Here is an 18516-nt window from a genome sequence, read left to right as displayed (position 1 = left end):
TAGACCCCGCCCACTACCCCCAAACCCGCCAAACCCCAAACCCGCCCACCGGCGCGAGCCCCCCCTTACTGCGCCAGCATATTGACCCACAACGCTTCCGAAAACAGCCCAGGCAGGTCGCCCCAAACATGCGCCGCCCCCAGCTTAAACGAAGCACTCAAATCATAACCAATAAGACTCGGCGCCCCCCCAGTGAAATAGAACCCACCGAGCTTCGCATTCGCGCGCTTGAAGAGCATCAGCGTCTCACCACGCCCCCGCCTCACAAGAGCAGGAACAGCATCGGCATAAGACGATTCATGAATAGTGCCGACCTTGACCGCGTCGCCCAATATCGTGCCGCCCTTCATCCGCCATACATTGATATCGGGTCCATCGCCGCGAGGCTGGAGCACGACCAGATCATCGATGCCATCGCCGTCCACGTCGCCCGCGACCACCTTGGCGAACGCGGGTGCGAATTCCGCATAGGTGTTACCGCGCAAGCGTCCGGCAAACGCGCCGCCCGAACTCGCGAGTTGCGTCACGGCCATCGCCGAATTCACGGTTTCTATCGCAATCAAACCGGTGTGCTGCGATCCGGCGACGTGAGCCGGCAGGAAGCGCGCGTTCGCGCTAAGTCCGCTTGCTTTCATCCAGAGTGCCGGCGTATGCCCGGCCAACCCCTCGCTAGCGATAACCCAAAGGTCGAGCGTGGCGTCGCTGCGTTTTTGCGCGATCATCACGCCGGCGCGGCCGCTGCCGTCGAAGTCTCCGGCTACGTATTGCTGTGCGCTGGCAGGCGTCAACGCCGAGGAGGTCTGATACCAGAGATGCGGCGCTTCGAAGCGCGTGCCGGTGCTGCGCATCAGCCAGAAAGCCGTGCCACCGTTGCGTGGTGCAATCACCATCAGGTCATCGCGACCCGTGCCTTCGAAGTCACCCAGCAGGAAACGCACGCTGTCGAAGCAGAGCGTGTCACCGGCGCACGTGGGCGTGCCGGCATGCGGGTTGAATGGCACTGCGTTCAGATACCACGGCGCGGCGGTCGGCAACCGCGAAAAGCCTGCTACCCATACGTTGAAGCCCGGCCCGTCCCGGCGCCGCTGGACATAAACTGTACTGATAGGCTTCTCACCGTCCACGGTCCCTCGCACGTTGCCGTACATTGCGGCGTCCTGGCGCAGGTCAGTCCATTGCGAATGAGGCGTGGGCGCCCATCGCGATTCCGCGGTCAGCGACAAGCAATGCCCGGCCGACAGCACACCGTTATGCCCCGCGAGGCAGTGACCGAGCGGGGTGTACACGAGCCCGAAATCCCACGGCGTCCATTTCTGAGCCGCCTCGTCCTGATTGCACCGCTCTTCGATCAGGTCGCCGCCGCGTTCGGCCACACACTGCTGCGTGGATTCATCGACGAGTTGCGAGTTGTTCTTCGTGCCCGGCATGGCCGGTACCGGTTGCCAGTGCCAGTCCTGTGTCTTCGCGCCCGAGCAACCAGCGAGTGTCGGCTTGCCGTTCATGCCGGCCGAGGTCAGGCACTGGCTCGAGTACTCGTTGACGAGGTTGCTCGAGCGCGGCCGGAACTCCAGCCCGGCCGCGCTTGAACTCGACTCGGTCCAGTAGCGGCGCGCCACCCAGTTTCCGTCCCACTGATACTCACCGAAGACGTGCTCGCCGTTGTCGTCGCCATCGATAGCAAAGTAGGACGCCACGTCATCGCGCTTCATCTGGGTCTCGCCGCCGCTCAGGTTCTTCGGCATACCGCCGGTAGGATACGTAACGTGGTAACCAATCGGAATGTTCCGGTTGAGGCTCTGGGCCACCACGCGCGTGATCCGTGCGGAATAGATGTGATCCGGGTGTTCGATGAACGGCACGGTGTCCGGGTTGAGCGTATAGATCAAGGTCGCGGGAGCGAGGATCTGCTTGAGCGTGGCGACCGTCTCCGCGCGGTCATAGTGCGTGGCATTGGAACCGTCGTTGTTGATGGGATAAGTGTTGATGGTCTCGCCCTGGTCCCACATCAGGCCCAACGGCACCTTGCCACCGCGTACCGCACCACCCGGCATCCGCAGTTCCAGCAGGGTCACCCTCGGCTGCTGTTTCAGCACCATCTGGTGCACGGGTTTGCCGGCGAACACGACGGTGGATTCGATCCAGTCATCCGCTACGCCCGCCATGCGTGCATAAGCGAGACGCGTGCCTTTTTCGCGCAGCTTCACGTAGTCGAAATTCGCACCGTTAGCACCACCAATCAAGTGCACGGTCGTGACGCACCAGCCCGCCTGAAGCTTGTCGCTGATGCCCGGATTGACGAAGAGAAGGTCGTCGTCGAGGTGAGCAACGACAGTGACGAGCGTGCCGGCATGGCAATCGGCCGCATGTGCGCTGACTGGCGTGAACAACGCGCCCACTCCGATGATCAATAGCAATAGCGCAGCAGCCGATGCCCGTATCCGACGGCGTATTCGCATCACAACCCCGTATGAAATTTTTCTTGGCCCATATAATGTGGCCGCCCGATCAGCGCTCACGCGAGCGATGCGGCCTGCGTCCCGGAAACTAGCGCAAAGACTTGCCATGCCGCGAACGCCGTAATGAAAATGGCGCCGGCAAGCGCCAGGCCGAAACGAATCCGGTCGACTTTCTGTCGCCTGAAAACAGCTACGTTCGATACCATCCGGTTCACGGATAAACTCGTCATCCCGATCGCCAGCACCGTGCAAGCGACGCCTGCTCCCATGGCCAACGACGCGAGTACCCCGACGATAAATACATGGTTGGCGAGGGCCGCAATCAACACGAAGATCGCGCCCACGCACGGACGTACACCGACTGCCATGCCCGTCAGGAATATCCGGCTGCGAGCCCGCGATGTTCCGCGTTCGACGTCGGTTCTAGCCCAGCGTGCACGCGAACGCTGTTGAGCGAAGCTCGCACCGAGATACCGGGCTTCGTCCAGATCGCCCGAAGCACTTCCTTCTGATATCGGGCTCGTGCGTTTCTTCGGGATAAGCGCCACGCGATCCGTGTCGCAACAATCGCGCCGCGTCGCAACGGCCCATAACGACCAGACACCCACGCAGAGCAACGCAACGTAACTCGCCAGTTCAAGACTCGACGCCCGCGTCAATATGTCGGGCAGTCCTTCGCGGGAGAGCCACGCCGCGCCACCGACAAGAACAATCGCGGACAAGGACTGGACCAGTGCGCTCCATCCGCTCAGCAGCGCGGCGTCCACGAAACGTGCCCGGCGCGACGCCAGATAAGCACTGACCACGATCTTGCCGTGCCCGGGTCCAAGCGCATGCAACACCCCGTACGCGAACGAACACAGCACGATGATCCAGGTGGTGAACAGGCCGGATCCATCGCGCTGGTTCGCGAGCGCCTCCTGCAACTTTTCGTTCAACCTGCTTTGCAAGTGGATGCTGGCAGTGACGGCATCGCGGACGATCGAGGGCATGGCTGCCGGCGTGGGTCGAGGCGCATCGGTGGTGTTAGCCGCGCTCGGCGCACCCGTCGACGTACGCCCGAAGACGTCCGTGGTCTGAGCGATAACACCAGGCGTCGCAAGCGTCAGGGTAGCGGCGAGGCACAAGCCAATCATCGTTAGATGTCCACCACCGCGCCGGTTACCGAAGCAGGTCAGCACGATAATCTGCTCGCTTGAGGAAAGATGGAACCACCGAAAATAGGGTGATCGTGATCCTCGAACGCGGCCGCCTTGCAGTTACCCGGCGAGCCCGCGCTGAGCGTCAATACGGGCTGCGCCGCGCTTTCAAAGTCGACGAAAAATGTATCGTCCCAGACACCGAGCGTCACTCGCTCACGCTTGAAGTCCACTGGTTTTACGAGCGGCAAAAGAAACCGGTACACAACATGACCTTGTTCGATGCTGACACTGAAGTTGCGCGCTTCGCCCACGGCGACCGCCTTGCCATCGACAAAAACGTGGGTGAAGTAATCCGAGCTCTTGAGCAATGAGAACGCCTGTGCCTTGAACGTCGCCGTGTAGTCGGCGTTGAGCGGGCCGGACTTGGGCATGTGGGAAAAATCGCCGACCAACGAAAACGGAAAACCTTTCGAAAAAACCCAGGTCTGCTGCATGGCCACTAGCTGCGTGCCCTGGGTCTGGGCGACCATCGAATAATTGATCCACACGTGCGGATGCGCCTGGGTCAGAGCGGGAAGGGCAGCAAGCGGAAGCCCACAGCATGCGGGCAGCAGGTAGCGACATAACCCGCGGCGCAACCCGCGCACGAGAACGAGCAGGGAAGTCACGGACGGTCTGACTGAAGGCCGCAGGCGGGGCGAAGCGTCAGCCTTGGCTTGCAGAAGCGTCCGTGCGGTCCAGGCAAGACACAGTGTCATGTAATGAACGCAAAACCGGCCTCGTTTCAGAAAGCTCATCTGCATGTCGCCCTCGTCGCGACCAACCTCCAATACGAGCCCGTTTTATAACACGGCTCTTTTCTAATGCCCAGAACGTGCGGCAATGGCGTCAGGCCTTGCAACACTGTCATCAAGAAACCTTGCTCTTCCAAATCAACTTGCGGCACGATGCGCCAATGACACCTTCATTTTTATCGCAGTATTGGATGCAACATCGTTCGGGGACGCACAATGCGCTTTAAGTTGTTAAGGGGCGTGTTGCCGCTTGGCCGCGGTGCGGCACTCCGCGATCTCCTGGCCGGCGTGACCCTTGCGTCAATGGATATCCCGCAAGTGCTGGGTTATGCCCGTATAGCGGGAATGCCAGCCGTGACCGGTCTTTACACGGCGTTTTTGCCGCTGCTCGCCTTCGCTCTGTTCGGCGCGTCCCGCCATCTGGTCGTGGCCGCAGACTCCGCAACAGCGACTATTTTTGCAAGCCACCTGTCGACCATGGCCACGGTCGGAAGCGCGCAATACATGGCGCTTGCAGGGGTCGTTGCGCTGCTGACGGCCGGGTTGCTACTGATCGCCCGGATCTTCAAGCTCGGTTTCCTGGCCGATTTCCTGTCGCGCACTGTCTTGCTCGGTTTCCTGGCGGGCGTCGGCATTCAGGTCGGCGTCGCGATGCTGGGCGACATGCTTGGCGTGTCCCCAGGGTCGTCGCGGACACTGGGACAGATCGAATCGATAGCGCTTAATCTTGCTCGCGTTTCGCTGCCAACGCTGGGTATATCGGCCGCAGTCGTGACCTGTATTCTCGTTTTCAAGCGCTTGCTGCCGCGTCTTCCGGTCGCCATGTTCGCCGTGATCGGCGGCATTGCGGCAAGTTATGTCTACGACTTCGCCGGGCATGGCATCTCGGTCGTGGGGCCCGTTGCCGGCGGACTGCCCGCACTAGGCTTCCCGCTTGCCACCTGGCAACAGATACTCGACCTGTTACCCGTGGCCGCCTCGTGCTTCGTGATGATCATTGCGCAAAGCGTCGCGGCGGGCCGCGTGTTTGCGGAGCGTTATAACGAACCCGTGGACGCCGATGCGGACATCCTGGGAATAGCAGCAGCGAACGCGGTGGCGGCCGTGAGCGGCGCGTTCGTGGTCAACGGCAGTCCGACCCAGACCGCCATGGCCGATCGCGCCGGCGCACGCAGCCAGTTCGCGCAAGTGGTGTTTGCGGTTGTGGTCGGGGTGGTGTTGCTGTTCTTCAGCAAGTGGCTGCAGTATCTTCCGCACTGCGTGCTGGCGGGCATTGTGTTCACGATCGCGATCGGGCTGATCGACGTGAAGAGTCTTTACGCCATCCGTCGTGAGAGCCCCGGAGAACTCACACTGGCGCTCGTCACGGCCCTGGCGGTGGTGGTGATCGGTGTTGAGGACGGGATACTGCTGGCGGTTGCGTTGTCATTGCTGCGCCATGTGCGTCATAGCTATCATCCGCACACCATGATGCTTGCGCCCACGCCGGCGGCCGGGGGGCGCTGGGTACCGGTGCCTGCCACGCCGGGCACCGAAACTGCGCCCGGGTTGATTGTTTATCGCTTTGGCGCCGACCTGTTTTTCGCGAACGATCATTTTTTCGTCGACGACGTGCGCCGCCTGCTCGATCGCGCACCCACGACGGTCCACTGGTTCATCGTCGACGCGGGCGCGATCACTGACCTCGACTATTCGGCGGCCCGCACGCTCGCTGAATTCTGCGAGAGTCTGAAGCAGCGCGGCGTCAACGTGCTGTTTGCGCGCGTCAACCAGTATCTGCGAGCCGATATGGACCGGCACGGAATCACCGCGGTGCTGGGAGAATCGCACATCCTGGAGACGCTGCATCAGGCGCTTGTAGCGGCCGGATTCGATCCGTCGGCAGTATCGAGCGCTCATTGAATACGCATTGAACATGCCCCGGGCGGGGCATGCAACAGCGTCGGCTGGAACAACGCTGATTGCGGGTCTGCAAGTTCACCAGATTGATGTGACGGCCGCGTCGAACAGCAATCGCCAATCATTGTCCGGATCGGGACCCGCATAAATTCTGAGCGGGATCATTTCCCGGGGACGCGAAACGCTCCAGAATGGTGCAATTCGTCCAGTCGATAAACCCCGATGGATCGCGACAGCCAAAAGACAAGCCGTTAAGCAATCTTTGTTCCGCGACTTCAACCCGTGACTACCAGTACCAGAAAACAACATTTGATTATGTACGTGGTATTGAACTAGTTCTTTTTTTGGACTAGATTAACTTCGGCTCGCGTTCTCCACGAAAGTTGTTGCCAAACATTTTCAGTGCGAGCTTGAGACCGTGAGCTTGCTTGCGGTCTCTCTCCATTACAGTGCCTTGACGTTCGTTTTTCGTTTTGTTTATTTCCAATCTCTTTAGGCATACCAATCAAAATAATTTTCTCTCATTCGGATGGCCGGATTATTTCCAAATACGGTATAAACCGAATGCCTTTCCCGTGTCTTAGCGTGGAGAAAGAAATGAAGAAGAGTTCTCTAAGCGTGATCTCATTGGCGCTCCTTGGCGTAGCAGGTGGCGTACAGGCGCAGTCCAGCGTTACCTTGTACGGAACAATCGATGCGGGCGTCGGTTACGTAAAAACCAGTGACGGCGGCCGCTGGGGTTTTATCGATGGGACGTTGTCGGGTGATCGCTGGGGCTTGAAGGGTTCCGAAGATCTCGGTGGCGGTATCAAGGCGATCTTCGATTTGGAGAATGGCTTTGATATTGGCACGGGCCAGTTAGGCCAGGGCGGTCGCGAATTCGGGCGTCAGGCGTTTGTGGGCCTGTCGGGTGACAGTTGGGGCACGGTGACGCTTGGCCGGCAATACGATCCGCTTGTTGACATGGTTCAGCCGCTCACCGGTGACAATTATTTTGGGAGTATCTTCGCGACCCCGGGTGACGTGGACAACTATGACAATAGCTTGCGCGTATCCAATGCCGTGAAGTACGTCTCGCCTAATTATTCGGGCTTGCAGTTCGAAGGGCTGTACGCTTTCAGCGGTCTGGCCGGCCGCACGGGGCAGGGGTACACCTACAGCGGTGCGCTCACCTACAACAACGGTCCCCTCGGTATCGCGGCCGGTTATTTCCTCGCCACGAACCCCAGCCCGACTGCGGGAGCATTCCGCGCCGGATGGGATCCGACCTCATCGTCGGACGCAATCTTCGATGGTGCAATCAACAGCGGCTACGTGACAGCAAAATCACTGGGCATTGCGCGTGCGGCCATTCAGTACGCGCTGGGTCCTTTCACGGTCGGCGGTTCATACAGCAATGCGCAATATAAAAATGATGGTGATTCAACCTTCACGAGCACCGAGAAGTACAACATTGGCAATGCGTTCCTCAACTACCAGGCAACCCCGGCCATGCTGTTCGCCGTAGGTTACTCGTATGAGAAGGCGAGTGGTAACACGTCGGCCACCTATAACCAGGCGAGCCTAGGGGCGGATTATTCGCTGTCGAAGCGTACCGATCTTTATGCGGTTGGCGCGTACCAGCATGCCAGCGGTACTCAGCTCAATCCGGACGGCACGACGTCGGCGGCGCAGGCGTCAATCGGCTCATATGGCTTCAATGGCACGGCGAGCCAGGAAATGTTTATCCTCGGCATGCGTCACAAGTTCTGAGGATGGGAACCGTTTAAACATGCGGCATGCGTGGCCGATGCCGCATGTTCAGAAACGGTAGCCGATGCCGGCGAGAAACACGTCGCTATCTTTGTTGTAGCCCGTCAGCACGCGATTCCAGGAGGCGCGGACGAGCCAGTGTCTCGCGAACTGATAGCTTGCCGTCATTGTGACGAGCGCGGAGACCTTGTCGGTCGTATTCGTGCCGCCCGGGATTTTATAGGTATCGATGGCAACATACGGCCCGGCACCCACTGCGAGCCGGAGCCGCTCGTCGAAAAATCCGCGGCTGGCCCATAACTCGGTCGCCACGCCGTTGCGCCGGGTGAGCGCGGTCGGTCCCTCATCCAGCCATGTCACGGTAGCGTCGACATAAGACCCGAAGCCATGGCGATACTCAACGCTCTTCGCAAACGCGCCCGGCGAATGCAGGCTGTTCACTTCGGTTTTTCCTGCGAGTACGGTGAGTTCGTTCCGGCTACCCGAGCCTTGTGCAAGATAGTCCGGGATGCTGCCGGAATGATTGGTTGCGCCGAGTTGATAGCCAACGCTCAGCATTGCACTGGTTGTGTCGATGCTATGGAATGTATCTATCCGGTTCACCCGCGCTTGATAAAACCACGGTGTGCGCGTGTACCACGTTGCGGTGAGGCTATAGATCAAGGCCCAACCATGCACATCGGCGTAACGCCTGCCTTCGTCGGAAGCTGTTGTATCGAAGTAATTGTATCCACCCACGCCGCCCGCCAGCGCCAGCCGATCATTAAAGAACCAGATCCGCCGCCAGTATTGGAGCGCGAAACCATCCCGGTGATGATTCGTGTAATGTCCTTCGTTTATCCACGAGTAGCTGAGCGCGTTGTTCGCGTCCAGCGCCTGTAGATAGGTGAAACTCCACGAGTAGGTCGACTCGCTTGGCGCGTTGGCACGGCCTGTACCGGCCGACACGGAGAATTCCTGCGCGTCCGACGGCACGGCCCAAAGCAGCCCGAACGCGAACAGCACCGCTGACACGCAGCTGCTTATCGGCTTCTTTGGTCGTATTGCAGTCGATAAAAGTGTCATGCGAGAGAGAAGCGCCGAACCGTATCGTGCGATCAATGGGTAGGCGGATTCTAACGACTGAACTTTCTATCCGACCTGTTTTGTCACGGTCGGTAACCATTGCGCATTTCAGATCGAATTCCCATTGCGTGGAAGACTTTGAAACTTTTCAGGCCGGCTTAGGCGTTCTTTGACCGATGGATACTTGATGGCGAAAAGGCATGGGTGAGCGACAGACGGCAGTGACCACATGCAGCATCATTGCTCGATGTGGTCATCTGACTTGAGTGACGGATTGCCGGTCTGAATTGAGATCGACTTGATCATATATCAAGGTATCCTGAACATGATCGGCCTGAGAGAACTTGACCAGCTTCATCAGCCCCGCTGCCTTGGTCGACATCGATCGTCGATCGCTGATTACTGGCAGGCGCAAGCCCCGATCCACATCGCCCGCGCAGCACTCTCAATGGTTGATTGTCTCTAGCGCCAGTCCTCTGGTGGAGGGTCCAAGCAGGATCATGCAGATTCCCACGAGCATGGACATGGCGATAAAGACCGCGACCCCGGCCACACCATACCCCTGCAACAGGATGCCGATCGCGAGCCCTGCGAAGGCTGCGGAAATCCGGCTCCAGGAATAGACAAAGCCGATCGCGCGGGCGCGCACGCGGGTCGGATAGAGTTCGGCCTGATAGCCGTGGTAGGCATAGGACATGATGTTCGAGGCCAGTGTGAACACTACGCCGAGCCCGATCAGAAGCCATGGAGCGGAGACCTGGGAAAATATCGCGATGACGATGCCCATCGTGATGAGGCCGCCGCAGATCTGCGTTTTCCGTTCTATCTTGTCAGCGAACAACATACCCAGTAGCGGACCGAAGGGGTTGGCAATCGCAATGACGAACGCATATCCCAGGCTCGCCGTGACATGGATGCCGCGGTGGATCAGCAGGGTCGGTACCCACGCAGCGAAGCCATAGAAGCCGATCACCTGGGCCATGTTGAAGATCGACAGAATGATCGTCCGGCGCCGGTAACCCGGCGCGAAGATTTCCTTGAGCGAGCCGCGTCCTTCTTTCTCGGGCGCGACTGCTTGCGGCGGCGGCAGGCTAATGCCTTTCTCGGCGGCGACCCGGCGTTCGATGTCCGCAACGATAGCCTCAGCTTCATCGATCCGGCCGTGACGCGCGAGCCAACGGGGGCTTTCCGGAATATGGCGACGCAAGATCCAGACGGCCACGGCGCCAACCGACCCGATCAGGATGACCACTCGCCAATAGTCGAGGCCAAGCGGCTGCGTCCCGTTCAGCGCATAGGCAAGAAACGCAACCACCGGCACGACGGCGAAGGTGATGAACTGGTTCATCGCGTACGCGCGGCCGCGCTCCTGGCTGGGAATCAGCTCGGAGATGTACGTGTCGATCGTGACCAGCTCGACGCCAATCCCGATGCCCGCGATAAAGCGCCAGATATCGAGTGCGAATCCGGAGTGCTGGAATGCCATGATCACCGTGCAGACCATGTACCAGAGTAGTGAGTAAGTGAAGATCAGGCGCCGTCCAAACCGGTCCGCCACGTAACCCAGCACAAGCGTTCCGACCCACAGTCCCGCAAAGGTGGCAAAGACAAAGGTGCCGAAACCCGCCACCGCGAGGGGCTGGAGGGCCGCGAAGAAGCCTAGCGACTCCGGCTTGAATAACCCGGACTGAACCATGCCCGGTGCGACGTAGCCCGTGAAGAAGAGGTCATAGAACTCGAACACACCGCCAAGCGAAATCAGGATCACCATGGTCCAGACGGTACGCGAGGGTGGCAGCCGATCAAGCCGTGCCGCAATTTCCGCTGCTTTCTCGCTGGACATGCAGGCCTCTTATTTTTCGAAAGAACTGTAAAGTCGATCTTCACACCCGCCTCTTCTTGTCGCGCAAGCTCAATATGTCGCCACGCAAGGGAGCTTTGAAAATCAAATCAAAATGATGCAACCGGCGATCTCACCGCCGCGGGACCCTTTGCAATCTCGCACATCATCGCGATATTCAGCAATGCGGGGGAATACCAACGCATCGCTGGCGATTGACTGAGATTAACGGCGTTGCTTTGGTGCTGCGCTTCTATATCGAGTCTCGATTCAAAGACGAGCGAGGTCGCGTCGGACGCGGATTGATTCAATGTCCTGAAACGGCTGTGCTGGCGCGAGTTCCTTAGCCAAGGATATGAACGCCGAGGTTCTCGCTAGCCGCTAAGCTGCGTTGCCGCGGAGGCATAGACCAAGCGTCGCTTCGCCAAGAGCGCGGTTAGCGTAAAGCTCTTTTGTGACAGCGCAATGGTCGCTTGAGCGGTAGCGAGAAGCGAATGGGCGAGGGCAGGCATTCCCATTCCGGCACTGCGCTCAGGCTACACGACCTTCGCGATAACGCCGCTAACCTAAGGACTTCCGCGCTTGTCAGATCATGCCTGTGCGAGCATCATCTAGCCTGAATTTGTCCAGTTACTGGACCGTGCGGGCAGTGGGGCGAATGGCCCTATCAACTGCTTGCAGGAACGGGCCAGTTTGAGTTTTCTCGCCTTGATGAAGTAAGCGCAAGCAGCCTTGCTCAGCTTGGCGATATCGACAGGAGATAATCAAATGGGTGTTTCAATCTCGCGACGGGCTCTCATGGTTCTCGTCGGCGCCATGTGTGCAGGGGCAATGACGTTTGCACAGGCAGCGCCGGTCTCATTTACCGTGCCGCTCACCGGCGCGCAGCAAGTGCCGCCTGTCCAGACCTCGGGTACCGGCAGCGCCAACATCTCTTACGATCCCGATACGCGGGTCGTCACGTGGGCCATCACCTTCAGCGGCCTGTCCGGCGACGCCACCATGGCGCATTTCCATGGTCCCGCTGCGTCCGGCAAGAACGCGCCCGTGAAAGTCTGGCTGTCCGAGAAAGGGGCCGCTGTCACTAGCCCTGTCAACGGCACTGCTACGCTGTCCCAGGCGGACGCGCAAGAGTTCGTTGCGGGTCAGATGTACATCAATGTGCATACCAAGGATCATCCCGCCGGCGAAATCCGCGGTCAGGTGTTACCGCCCAAGGCAAACTGAGATCGACCGGATCGACCGGTATCGCGCTTAGAGATACATCGCGAGAAGCGTTGTTGCCACGGCGCTGACAATCAGCAAAAGCAGCGCCAGCATGGCTGATGCCGGCCGTGGCGGGTTGATGCGCGCGGGCAGAAGCTTGCGGCCAGTAAGCATGGGGCGCAGCAGGTTGTGGCCCTTGGCTATCGCGTATAACGCGATAGCCAGCAGGTGCAGGGCCACGGCCGCCAGCAAAGCGTCCCACAGGATTGTGTGCAGCGCCGTGATGGCGTTGGCGGCCCACGCGGGAACCCATTGGGTCAAAGGCCCGTCGTCCGCCACATCGTTGTTGACGTAAAGCCCGCTCAGTGCCTCCCCCAGCAGCAAGGCCAGCAGCAGCAGGACCATCCACCCGCCGGCGGGGTTATGGCCCACCTGCAGGTCGGCTTCGCGCTGGAATACGTGGCGCAGATGGCGCCACGCGGCGGCGGGTGCGCGCAGAAAGCCATGAAACCGCGCGGTCTCGCTGCCGAAGATACCCCATAGCAAGCGGAACAGCACCAGCGCCAGCAGCGCCTCGCCAATCCGGACGTGCCAGTCCATCCAGTTCAGCTTCGCGCTCGCATAGGCGGCCGCCACCAGCACGACGACCAGCCAGTGAAACAACCTCGTTGGCACGTCCCAGACAAGCACCGGGCGAGTTGCTTGCTTCTCCGAGTTGACGGGTTCATCAGCGTCCATATTGACTGTGTTGGCTACGGTCGCAATGAACGCACGGGCAGATCAAACCGAACGCCACTCAACGCAGCGCGCCGTCGGTTTCATGTGCGGCGCCGCTTGCCACGCGCGGTTGCGTAAGCGCACTGACGACCACGAACACGATGATATTCAACGCCAGCGCGAGGAAGCCGATATTGATGTCCTTCGCCGCGTCGGGGAGGAACGGAAACATCTGTCCGATGCCCAGATGCATCGTCGTGGTCACCACGACAACGGCCACGCCTGCGATGATCCCGCCCATTGCACCCTGTTTCGTCGCGCGGCTTCGATGCATCAGGCTGGCGATCAAGGCGGGAAACAGTTGGGTCACGAAGCTATAGCCCATCAGCAGCAGCGAGACGATCGTGTTGCCACCCTGCAGCGTGAACCAGATGGCGACGAGGGCCACGACAGGCACGAGCCAGCGTGCAAGCCGGCCGACAAACGCATCGGATGCCTGACGGTTCATCGCGCCTCGATATACGTCGTTTGCAAGCAGGGTCGCCGCCGAGGTAAGGATCATCGAACCGGGAACGAGCGCCGTCAGCACGCCGGCGGCGCCGATCACACCGACGATCCAGGGATCGAAACTCTGGATGGACAGACGGAACAGCGACAGGTCGATGTCACCGCCTTTCAGGCCCGGCACCTTGAGCGTGGCAGCGAATCCCACGAAGAACACGAACAGCAGGATCAATTGATAGACAGGCAGGATGATCGCGTTGCGCCGGAAGATCCGTTCATCGCGAGCCGTATACACCGAACCAAATGTATGCGGCCACATGAAGAAGCCAAGCGCCGTCAGCAGCACCGTGGACTGGAACCACGCCACGCTCGATCCCTTCGCCGGGAAGGTGAGGAAGCCGGGCTTCGCGGCATCGATCGCATGGAACATCGGGCCGATGCCGCCGTAAAGGTGATAGGGCAGGTAGATGCCCAGCACCAGCACGACGCTCAGGATCAGGACGTCCTTCACGACGGAATTCCACGCCGAGCCCCGTACGCCCGACAGGATGACGTAAGCGGTGACGACAAGCGCGCCGATCCAGACGGCGACGGTCGGCGATATCACGCCATACGATGTCGTCGCCACGATGATGCCAAGGCCCTTGAGCTGCAGTACGAGATAGGGGATCAGCGCGACCACGCCGACCACCGCGACCAGCACGCCAAGCGCGGGGCTGTCGTATTTGCGCGCGAAGTAATGGGGTTGGGAGACGAGCCGGTGTTTTTTCGCGTAGCGCCAGATCGGCGGCAGCATCCAGTACGAGAGAATGTAGGCGAGGGTTCCGTAAGCGAGAATGTAGTAGACCGGCGCGCCCTTGCCATAGGCGAAGCCGCTGCCGCCCAGGAAAGTGAAGGTTGTGTAGATTTCTCCGGCCATCAGGAGGAATACGAACGCCGTGCCGAAGCTGCGGCCGCCGACAGTCCATTGCTCGAGATTCATGTCATGACCACGCCGTGCACGCACGCCCAGATAGAGCGCCAGCACGGTCACCGCAATGATGATGAGTAGAGCGCTGCTCATGAGCGGGCCTCCCCAGCTTCGTTGACGGCGTGGCGGTTGGCCGGATCCAGCCGATAAATGATCCCCATGATGATCGCGCTCAGCACGATCCAGATCACGATCCACGCGAGCACGAACGGCATGCCGAGGATGAGCGGATCAACCTGATTGACGAATGGAATGCCGATGAGAATGCCGATGAACGGCAGCGCTGCCATAATTCGAAAAAGCATGACGAATACCCCCTAAGCTGCGTAGCCTTTGTCGCGGACCTGCTTTTGTCTCGCTGACTCTATGCTTTATTCGTTGATTCGGCAAAGTCGGTCAAAAAAACGCCCCATGCGCCAGTCGGCCTTGGGCACCATTCTTGACGCCTCATTCGATCTTGCACCAACTTTGTGATTTGTCCGTTTCCCTCAAGAACGATGGCCGGATGCCGTAATGTTCTTGTGGGAATGGCATGCAGCCGCTGTGAATCAGCGTCGGTATCGTCCCACGAGATTATTTTCGCCGGCACTGGCCACTCCAGGACAAACGAAGAAGTGCAGGCGGACCGCCATGAAAATCAAAACTCTCACGACCATTGCCACGGCCACGCTGAGCGTTCTGTTGCTGCTGCTTCTATTTATCCTGTACCAGATCCTCGACGTCGAGCACGACACGATCCGCGGCCAGGAAAGGCGATTCGAGTCGTTCAAGCTGGCGGATGAATTGCGGCAAAGCTCCGACGACCTGACGCGCATGGCGAGCACGTATATTTCAACGGGAAACCGGCTCTACGAAAGTCAGTACTTCGAGATCCTCGATATCCGCAATGGGAAAAGACCCCGGCCGGCCGACTACACCAGCACTTATTGGTGGCTGCCTCATGACCCGCACCTTCCGGGCGCACGAGCGGTGCCGCTCAAGGAACTCATGCGCCGCGCCGGTTTCACCGCACACGAATTCGATTTGCTTCAACAATCCCAGTCACGCTCGGACAAACTCGTCAACATGGAGAAAGAGGCCTTCGCAGCCATGGAGGGTCAGTTCATGGATTCCGCCGGCAACCTGACGATCAGGCGGACGCCAGATCCGGGCTATGCGCGTTCGCTCCTTTATGGCGAGTCGTACCAAGTCGAAAAGGCGAGCATCATGGCGCCAATCCAGACTTTTCTGGCCGCTGTGGACGCGCGTACCGCCAACGCACTGCAAAACCTGGAGCGACGTCAGCTGATGTATGTACGCCTGGCGCTTTTTGTCGTGAGCGCTGCTGTTATTGGCATGGTTTCATTCGGATTTTATATTCGCAGGCGAATCGTCAATCCGGTCTATCAACTGGTCGGGAATATGGAACATGTCACCACGGGCAAATACGGCGTGCGCAACCGGGAGACAGGTAATGACGAGCTGTCCATACTGGCAAGGGGATTCAATGGCATGGCCGCAGCAGTCGAGCGCCACACGGCGACGCTGGCGGCGGCCAACCTTGAGATGGCGGCGACTCACAAGAAAATCGCTGACTCCATCGATTATGCAGGCCTGATACAGACTGCCGTTTTGCCACATCGGCAGCTCGCCCGTTTTTTTGGTGCGAACTACTTCGTGCTCTGGAAACCGCGCGATGTAGTGGGGGGGGACTTTTATGTTTTCCATCAGGATGGTGATAATTTCCTGATAGGGGTCGTGGATTGCGCGGGTCATGGCGTACCCGGCGCACTCATGACGATGCTGGCTCACGCCGCGATCAGTCACGCCATTGCGGAAGTGGGGCTGCATGATCCGGCCGCCATCCTGGGCCGTACCGATACGGCGCTGCGCGCCATGTTGAGCGCTTCACATCTCGACAGCGCGCTGGCAACGCATGCGGACGCCGCGCTCATCTATGTCGATCGTGCGGCGGGGCATATGGCCTTTTCGGGTGCAAAAATGTCGCTCTATATCTGCGATGACGGCCGGGTCGAAGAGATCAAGGGAGCCCGGCGTCCACTGGCTCACAAGCGCATGGGTGAGTTCGCCAATACAGGGCTTTCGCTCAAGGCGGGGCGTACTTACTATCTCGTGACCGATGGTTATCTGGACCAGGCTGGCGGGGTCGACGGTTTTTGCTTTGGCAACGAACGCTTCAAGCAGGCGCTGGTGGCCCATGCGGACCTTCCCCTGACAGAGCAACCCGATGCGTTCGCCGATACCCTTGCCCGCTACCAGGGCAACCAGTCGCAACGCGACGACATAACCATGGTGTCGTTCCGTCCAATATGACTACATCCACCTACGCCGGGGCCTCCATGTACTCCCCAGATCTTTATGCGTTGCGCGAGAACTTCGATCGCGAGCGCATCATGCTGTGCTTCAACGGGCCGATTTCACGCAGCCTGATCGAGGAGATCGGCAATGCGTTGAAGAACTACCTGTCGGCCGACCAGGCGCTCCCGGCTGCGGCCATGGATGTTTTCGCAGCTTATATTGAAATGACCCAGAATATCCGGCACTACGTGGCACGCCACGGCTACGCAGAGGCGGAAACCGCCGCCACCGTGGTGATCTCGCGCGACGAGAGCGGCCGCTATATTGTCTCGGCGGGCAATCTGGTCGAGGTGGGCGACGGACACGCAGTGATGAGCCGTATCAACGCGCTTGCCACGCTGGATAAAGCCGCACTGAAAGCTGTTTACAAGGAACAACTGCGCAAGCCGAGAGACCCGGCGCTTACTGGCGGAGCCGGTCTGGGCTTATTGGAAATCGCAAGAAAGGCTAGCGAGCCGCTCCAGGCTGCTCTGATTGAGCATGGCGACGATCGCGCGTTCTTTAGCCTGCGCGCGGTAATCTGAATACTATCGGGCACCGAATCGTGAAGAATATCAATGTTCCCGCAAGCCAGTCCACTCCGGCCATACAGGCCGACTGGCAGGCAGGCGTACTGAAGATGCAAGGGGATTCTTATCCGGAGAATGCGTTCGAGCTATTCGGCGAAATCATCCAGTGGGTCGAGGATTACCTGGCCCATTCTGCCGACTCGCTTCGCCTGGAATTGCAACTGCTCTATCTCAACACCAGCAGCATCAAGGCGATGATGGACATCTTCGACCTGCTGGAAGACGCGCACGTGAAAGGAAGCGCTGTTTCGGTCAAATGGCACTATGACAAGCGCAACGAACGGCTTGCCGAACTGGCAGAGGAGTTCAAGGAAGACTGCACTTTCCCGTTCCTGATCGTTAGTCATGAATAAGACGGACGGCGTGATCAAACGTCATCATCTTGCGTTGGAGGAGCGGGTCCAGTCGCTCCTGGCGAAGTCTGCCGATACGCCGTCCGACCTGAGCGAAATGCTCGCGCAACTCTGGCAGCACTACGACGAGCAGCTCACTCGGCTCGAGCGGATCACAAGATTGTCCGACGCTTATCAAAGCGTGGCACGGGAACAGGACAACGGACTCGTCGCGCGTTTTGAAAAGCAACTGCGCCAATTGCAAAAGGTCGCCCGGATTTCCGACCGGTATCAGCAAATGATGGTCGAGCTGAATCTGGCGCTGAAAGAGGCGTCCACGCACGATCCACTCACGGGCCTGCCGAACCGGCGGCTGTTAATGGAAAGGCTCAAGGGAGAAGTCGAGCGCGCTAACCGGCATCGTGAGCCGTTCGTGCTGGCCATCGTCGATGTGGACCATTTCAAGCAGGTCAATGATACGTACGGCCATGAAGCCGGTGACGCCGTACTGCAAGAGGTCGCTCACTTCATGAAGAGCCAGATGCGCGAGTACGACGTGTGCGGCCGGTGGGGAGGAGAGGAGTTCCTGGTGTTGCTGCCAAAATCTACGCAAGACAGTGCGTTGGGCGTGATCGGCAGAATCTGCCAAGGGATTCCAGATCATTCCATGAACGTCGAGGGACGGGCTGTTTCCATCACCGTTAGCATCGGGGTAGCCGAACATCGCGCCGGGGAGGAATGGGAGGACACACTCCAGCGTGCGGATGCCCTTTTGCTAAAGGCCAAACGCGAAGGGCGTAATCGGGCTCTGTCGCAATAAGAAAATTTCGTTCGTCGCATCAGGCGTAAGTCACTCAGGCTTGATACCCGTGCCTGCCAGGCTAACCGCTTCCATGACATCGATCATCGCCA

At 59.3% G+C, this 18516-nt stretch carries 15 protein-coding genes; 7 read left to right on the top strand and 8 right to left on the bottom strand.

What is annotated here, in order from left to right; genetic code table 11:
• Window positions 1-65: 65 nt before the first annotated feature.
• The 3 genes from HB376_RS38145 to HB376_RS38135 are packed head-to-tail and all read right to left on the bottom strand — an operon-like array spanning window position 66 to window position 4266.
• Window positions 66-2456: a PIG-L family deacetylase gene (locus HB376_RS38145; protein ID WP_213768859.1), complete on the bottom strand. Its 2391-nt coding sequence runs from the start codon at window positions 2454-2456 to the stop codon at window positions 66-68.
• A gap of 56 nt (window positions 2457-2512) precedes the next feature.
• Window positions 2513-3637 carry a hypothetical protein gene (locus tag HB376_RS38140; RefSeq protein WP_213768858.1) on the bottom strand — a complete coding sequence of 375 codons (1125 nt, stop codon included), beginning with the start codon at window positions 3635-3637 and terminating at the stop codon, window positions 2513-2515.
• Window positions 3631-4266 carry a DUF1007 family protein gene (locus HB376_RS38135; protein WP_213768857.1) on the bottom strand — a complete coding sequence of 212 codons (636 nt, stop codon included), beginning with the start codon at window positions 4264-4266 and terminating at the stop codon, window positions 3631-3633. Before HB376_RS38135 ends, HB376_RS38140 begins: the two co-directional genes overlap by 7 nt.
• Window positions 4267-4608: 342 nt before the next feature.
• Between HB376_RS38135 and HB376_RS38130 the strand changes: the two genes are divergently transcribed.
• Both HB376_RS38130 and HB376_RS38125 read left to right on the top strand, forming a co-directional pair.
• Window positions 4609-6294 (top strand): SulP family inorganic anion transporter, encoded by a 1686-nt coding sequence (locus tag HB376_RS38130; RefSeq protein ID WP_213768856.1) that lies wholly within the window; start codon window positions 4609-4611, stop codon window positions 6292-6294.
• Between the two features lie 594 nt (window positions 6295-6888).
• Window positions 6889-8043, top strand: coding sequence for a porin (locus HB376_RS38125; protein ID WP_213768855.1), 1155 nt, complete (start codon window positions 6889-6891; stop codon window positions 8041-8043).
• A 48-nt stretch (window positions 8044-8091) separates the two neighbouring features.
• Here the strand turns inward: HB376_RS38125 and HB376_RS38120 are convergent, their stop codons facing one another.
• Together HB376_RS38120 and HB376_RS38115 are read right to left on the bottom strand one after the other, a co-directional pair.
• Complete coding sequence (locus HB376_RS38120) at window positions 8092-9057, bottom strand: hypothetical protein (protein ID WP_213768854.1); 966 nt, start codon at window positions 9055-9057, stop codon at window positions 8092-8094.
• Between the two features lie 496 nt (window positions 9058-9553).
• Window positions 9554-10951, bottom strand: coding sequence for an MFS transporter (locus HB376_RS38115; RefSeq protein WP_255631819.1), 1398 nt, complete (start codon window positions 10949-10951; stop codon window positions 9554-9556).
• Between the two features lie 765 nt (window positions 10952-11716).
• Here HB376_RS38115 and HB376_RS38110 point away from each other — a divergent pair.
• Window positions 11717-12175 (top strand): CHRD domain-containing protein, encoded by a 459-nt coding sequence (locus tag HB376_RS38110; protein ID WP_213768853.1) that lies wholly within the window; start codon window positions 11717-11719, stop codon window positions 12173-12175.
• Between the two features lie 27 nt (window positions 12176-12202).
• Here HB376_RS38110 and HB376_RS38105 read toward each other — a convergent pair whose 3' ends face one another.
• From HB376_RS38105 to HB376_RS38095, 3 genes are read right to left on the bottom strand one after another with little or no spacing between them, the layout of a single operon-like run.
• Entirely contained in the window at window positions 12203-12892 is a 690-nt protein-coding gene (locus HB376_RS38105; protein ID WP_213768852.1) for a cytochrome b/b6 domain-containing protein, read from the bottom strand.
• 58 nt (window positions 12893-12950) lie between these two features.
• On the bottom strand, window positions 12951-14438 hold the full coding sequence (locus tag HB376_RS38100; protein WP_213768851.1) for a sodium:solute symporter: 1488 nt from the start codon (window positions 14436-14438) through the stop codon (window positions 12951-12953).
• On the bottom strand, window positions 14435-14650 hold the full coding sequence (locus HB376_RS38095; protein WP_213768850.1) for a DUF3311 domain-containing protein: 216 nt from the start codon (window positions 14648-14650) through the stop codon (window positions 14435-14437). The genes HB376_RS38100 and HB376_RS38095 overlap by 4 nt, the downstream gene beginning before the upstream one ends.
• A 325-nt stretch (window positions 14651-14975) precedes the next feature.
• On the opposite strand from HB376_RS38095, the gene HB376_RS38090 reads away from it, so the two are divergent.
• From HB376_RS38090 to siaD, 4 genes are read left to right on the top strand one after another with little or no spacing between them, the layout of a single operon-like run.
• Window positions 14976-16658, top strand: a complete 1683-nt coding sequence (locus HB376_RS38090; protein ID WP_213768849.1) for a SpoIIE family protein phosphatase — start codon at window positions 14976-14978, stop codon at window positions 16656-16658.
• Window positions 16655-17227 carry a biofilm regulation protein kinase SiaB gene (gene siaB, locus HB376_RS38085; RefSeq protein WP_276572822.1) on the top strand — a complete coding sequence of 191 codons (573 nt, stop codon included), beginning with the start codon at window positions 16655-16657 and terminating at the stop codon, window positions 17225-17227. The genes HB376_RS38090 and siaB overlap by 4 nt, the downstream gene beginning before the upstream one ends.
• 20 nt (window positions 17228-17247) lie before the next feature.
• Window positions 17248-17625: a biofilm regulation phosphoprotein SiaC gene (gene siaC / locus HB376_RS38080; RefSeq protein WP_213768848.1), complete on the top strand. Its 378-nt coding sequence runs from the start codon at window positions 17248-17250 to the stop codon at window positions 17623-17625.
• The gene (gene siaD / locus HB376_RS38075; RefSeq protein ID WP_213768847.1) at window positions 17618-18424 is read left to right on the top strand and encodes a biofilm regulation diguanylate cyclase SiaD; all 807 of its coding nucleotides are present in this window, start codon (window positions 17618-17620) and stop codon (window positions 18422-18424) included. Before siaC ends, siaD begins: the two co-directional genes overlap by 8 nt.
• The last annotated feature ends 92 nt before the right edge of the window (window positions 18425-18516 follow it).

Origin of the sequence: Caballeronia sp. dw_19 (genome assembly GCF_018449515.1) — a bacterium.
Lineage (GTDB): Bacteria > Pseudomonadota > Gammaproteobacteria > Burkholderiales > Burkholderiaceae > Caballeronia.
Note: the sequence above shows the minus strand (reverse complement) of the source record. Positions and strands in the feature narration are given on the sequence as shown.

Excerpts from the sequence above, each read along its gene's own strand:
- HB376_RS38145 (WP_213768859.1), bottom strand. The coding sequence starts at position 2,456 with ATGCGAATACGCCGTCGGATACGGGCATCGGCTGCTGCGCTATTGCTA.
- HB376_RS38090 (WP_213768849.1), top strand. The coding sequence starts at position 14,976 with ATGAAAATCAAAACTCTCACGACCATTGCCACGGCCACGCTGAGCGTT.
- HB376_RS38105 (WP_213768852.1), bottom strand. The coding sequence starts at position 12,892 with ATGGACGCTGATGAACCCGTCAACTCGGAGAAGCAAGCAACTCGCCCG.
- siaB (WP_276572822.1), top strand. The coding sequence starts at position 16,655 with ATGACTACATCCACCTACGCCGGGGCCTCCATGTACTCCCCAGATCTT.
- HB376_RS38110 (WP_213768853.1), top strand. The coding sequence starts at position 11,717 with ATGGGTGTTTCAATCTCGCGACGGGCTCTCATGGTTCTCGTCGGCGCC.
- HB376_RS38115 (WP_255631819.1), bottom strand. The coding sequence starts at position 10,951 with ATGTCCAGCGAGAAAGCAGCGGAAATTGCGGCACGGCTTGATCGGCTG.
- HB376_RS38095 (WP_213768850.1), bottom strand. The coding sequence starts at position 14,650 with ATGCTTTTTCGAATTATGGCAGCGCTGCCGTTCATCGGCATTCTCATC.
- HB376_RS38130 (WP_213768856.1), top strand. The coding sequence starts at position 4,609 with ATGCGCTTTAAGTTGTTAAGGGGCGTGTTGCCGCTTGGCCGCGGTGCG.
- HB376_RS38125 (WP_213768855.1), top strand. The coding sequence starts at position 6,889 with ATGAAGAAGAGTTCTCTAAGCGTGATCTCATTGGCGCTCCTTGGCGTA.
- HB376_RS38100 (WP_213768851.1), bottom strand. The coding sequence starts at position 14,438 with ATGAGCAGCGCTCTACTCATCATCATTGCGGTGACCGTGCTGGCGCTC.
- siaD (WP_213768847.1), top strand. The coding sequence starts at position 17,618 with ATGAATAAGACGGACGGCGTGATCAAACGTCATCATCTTGCGTTGGAG.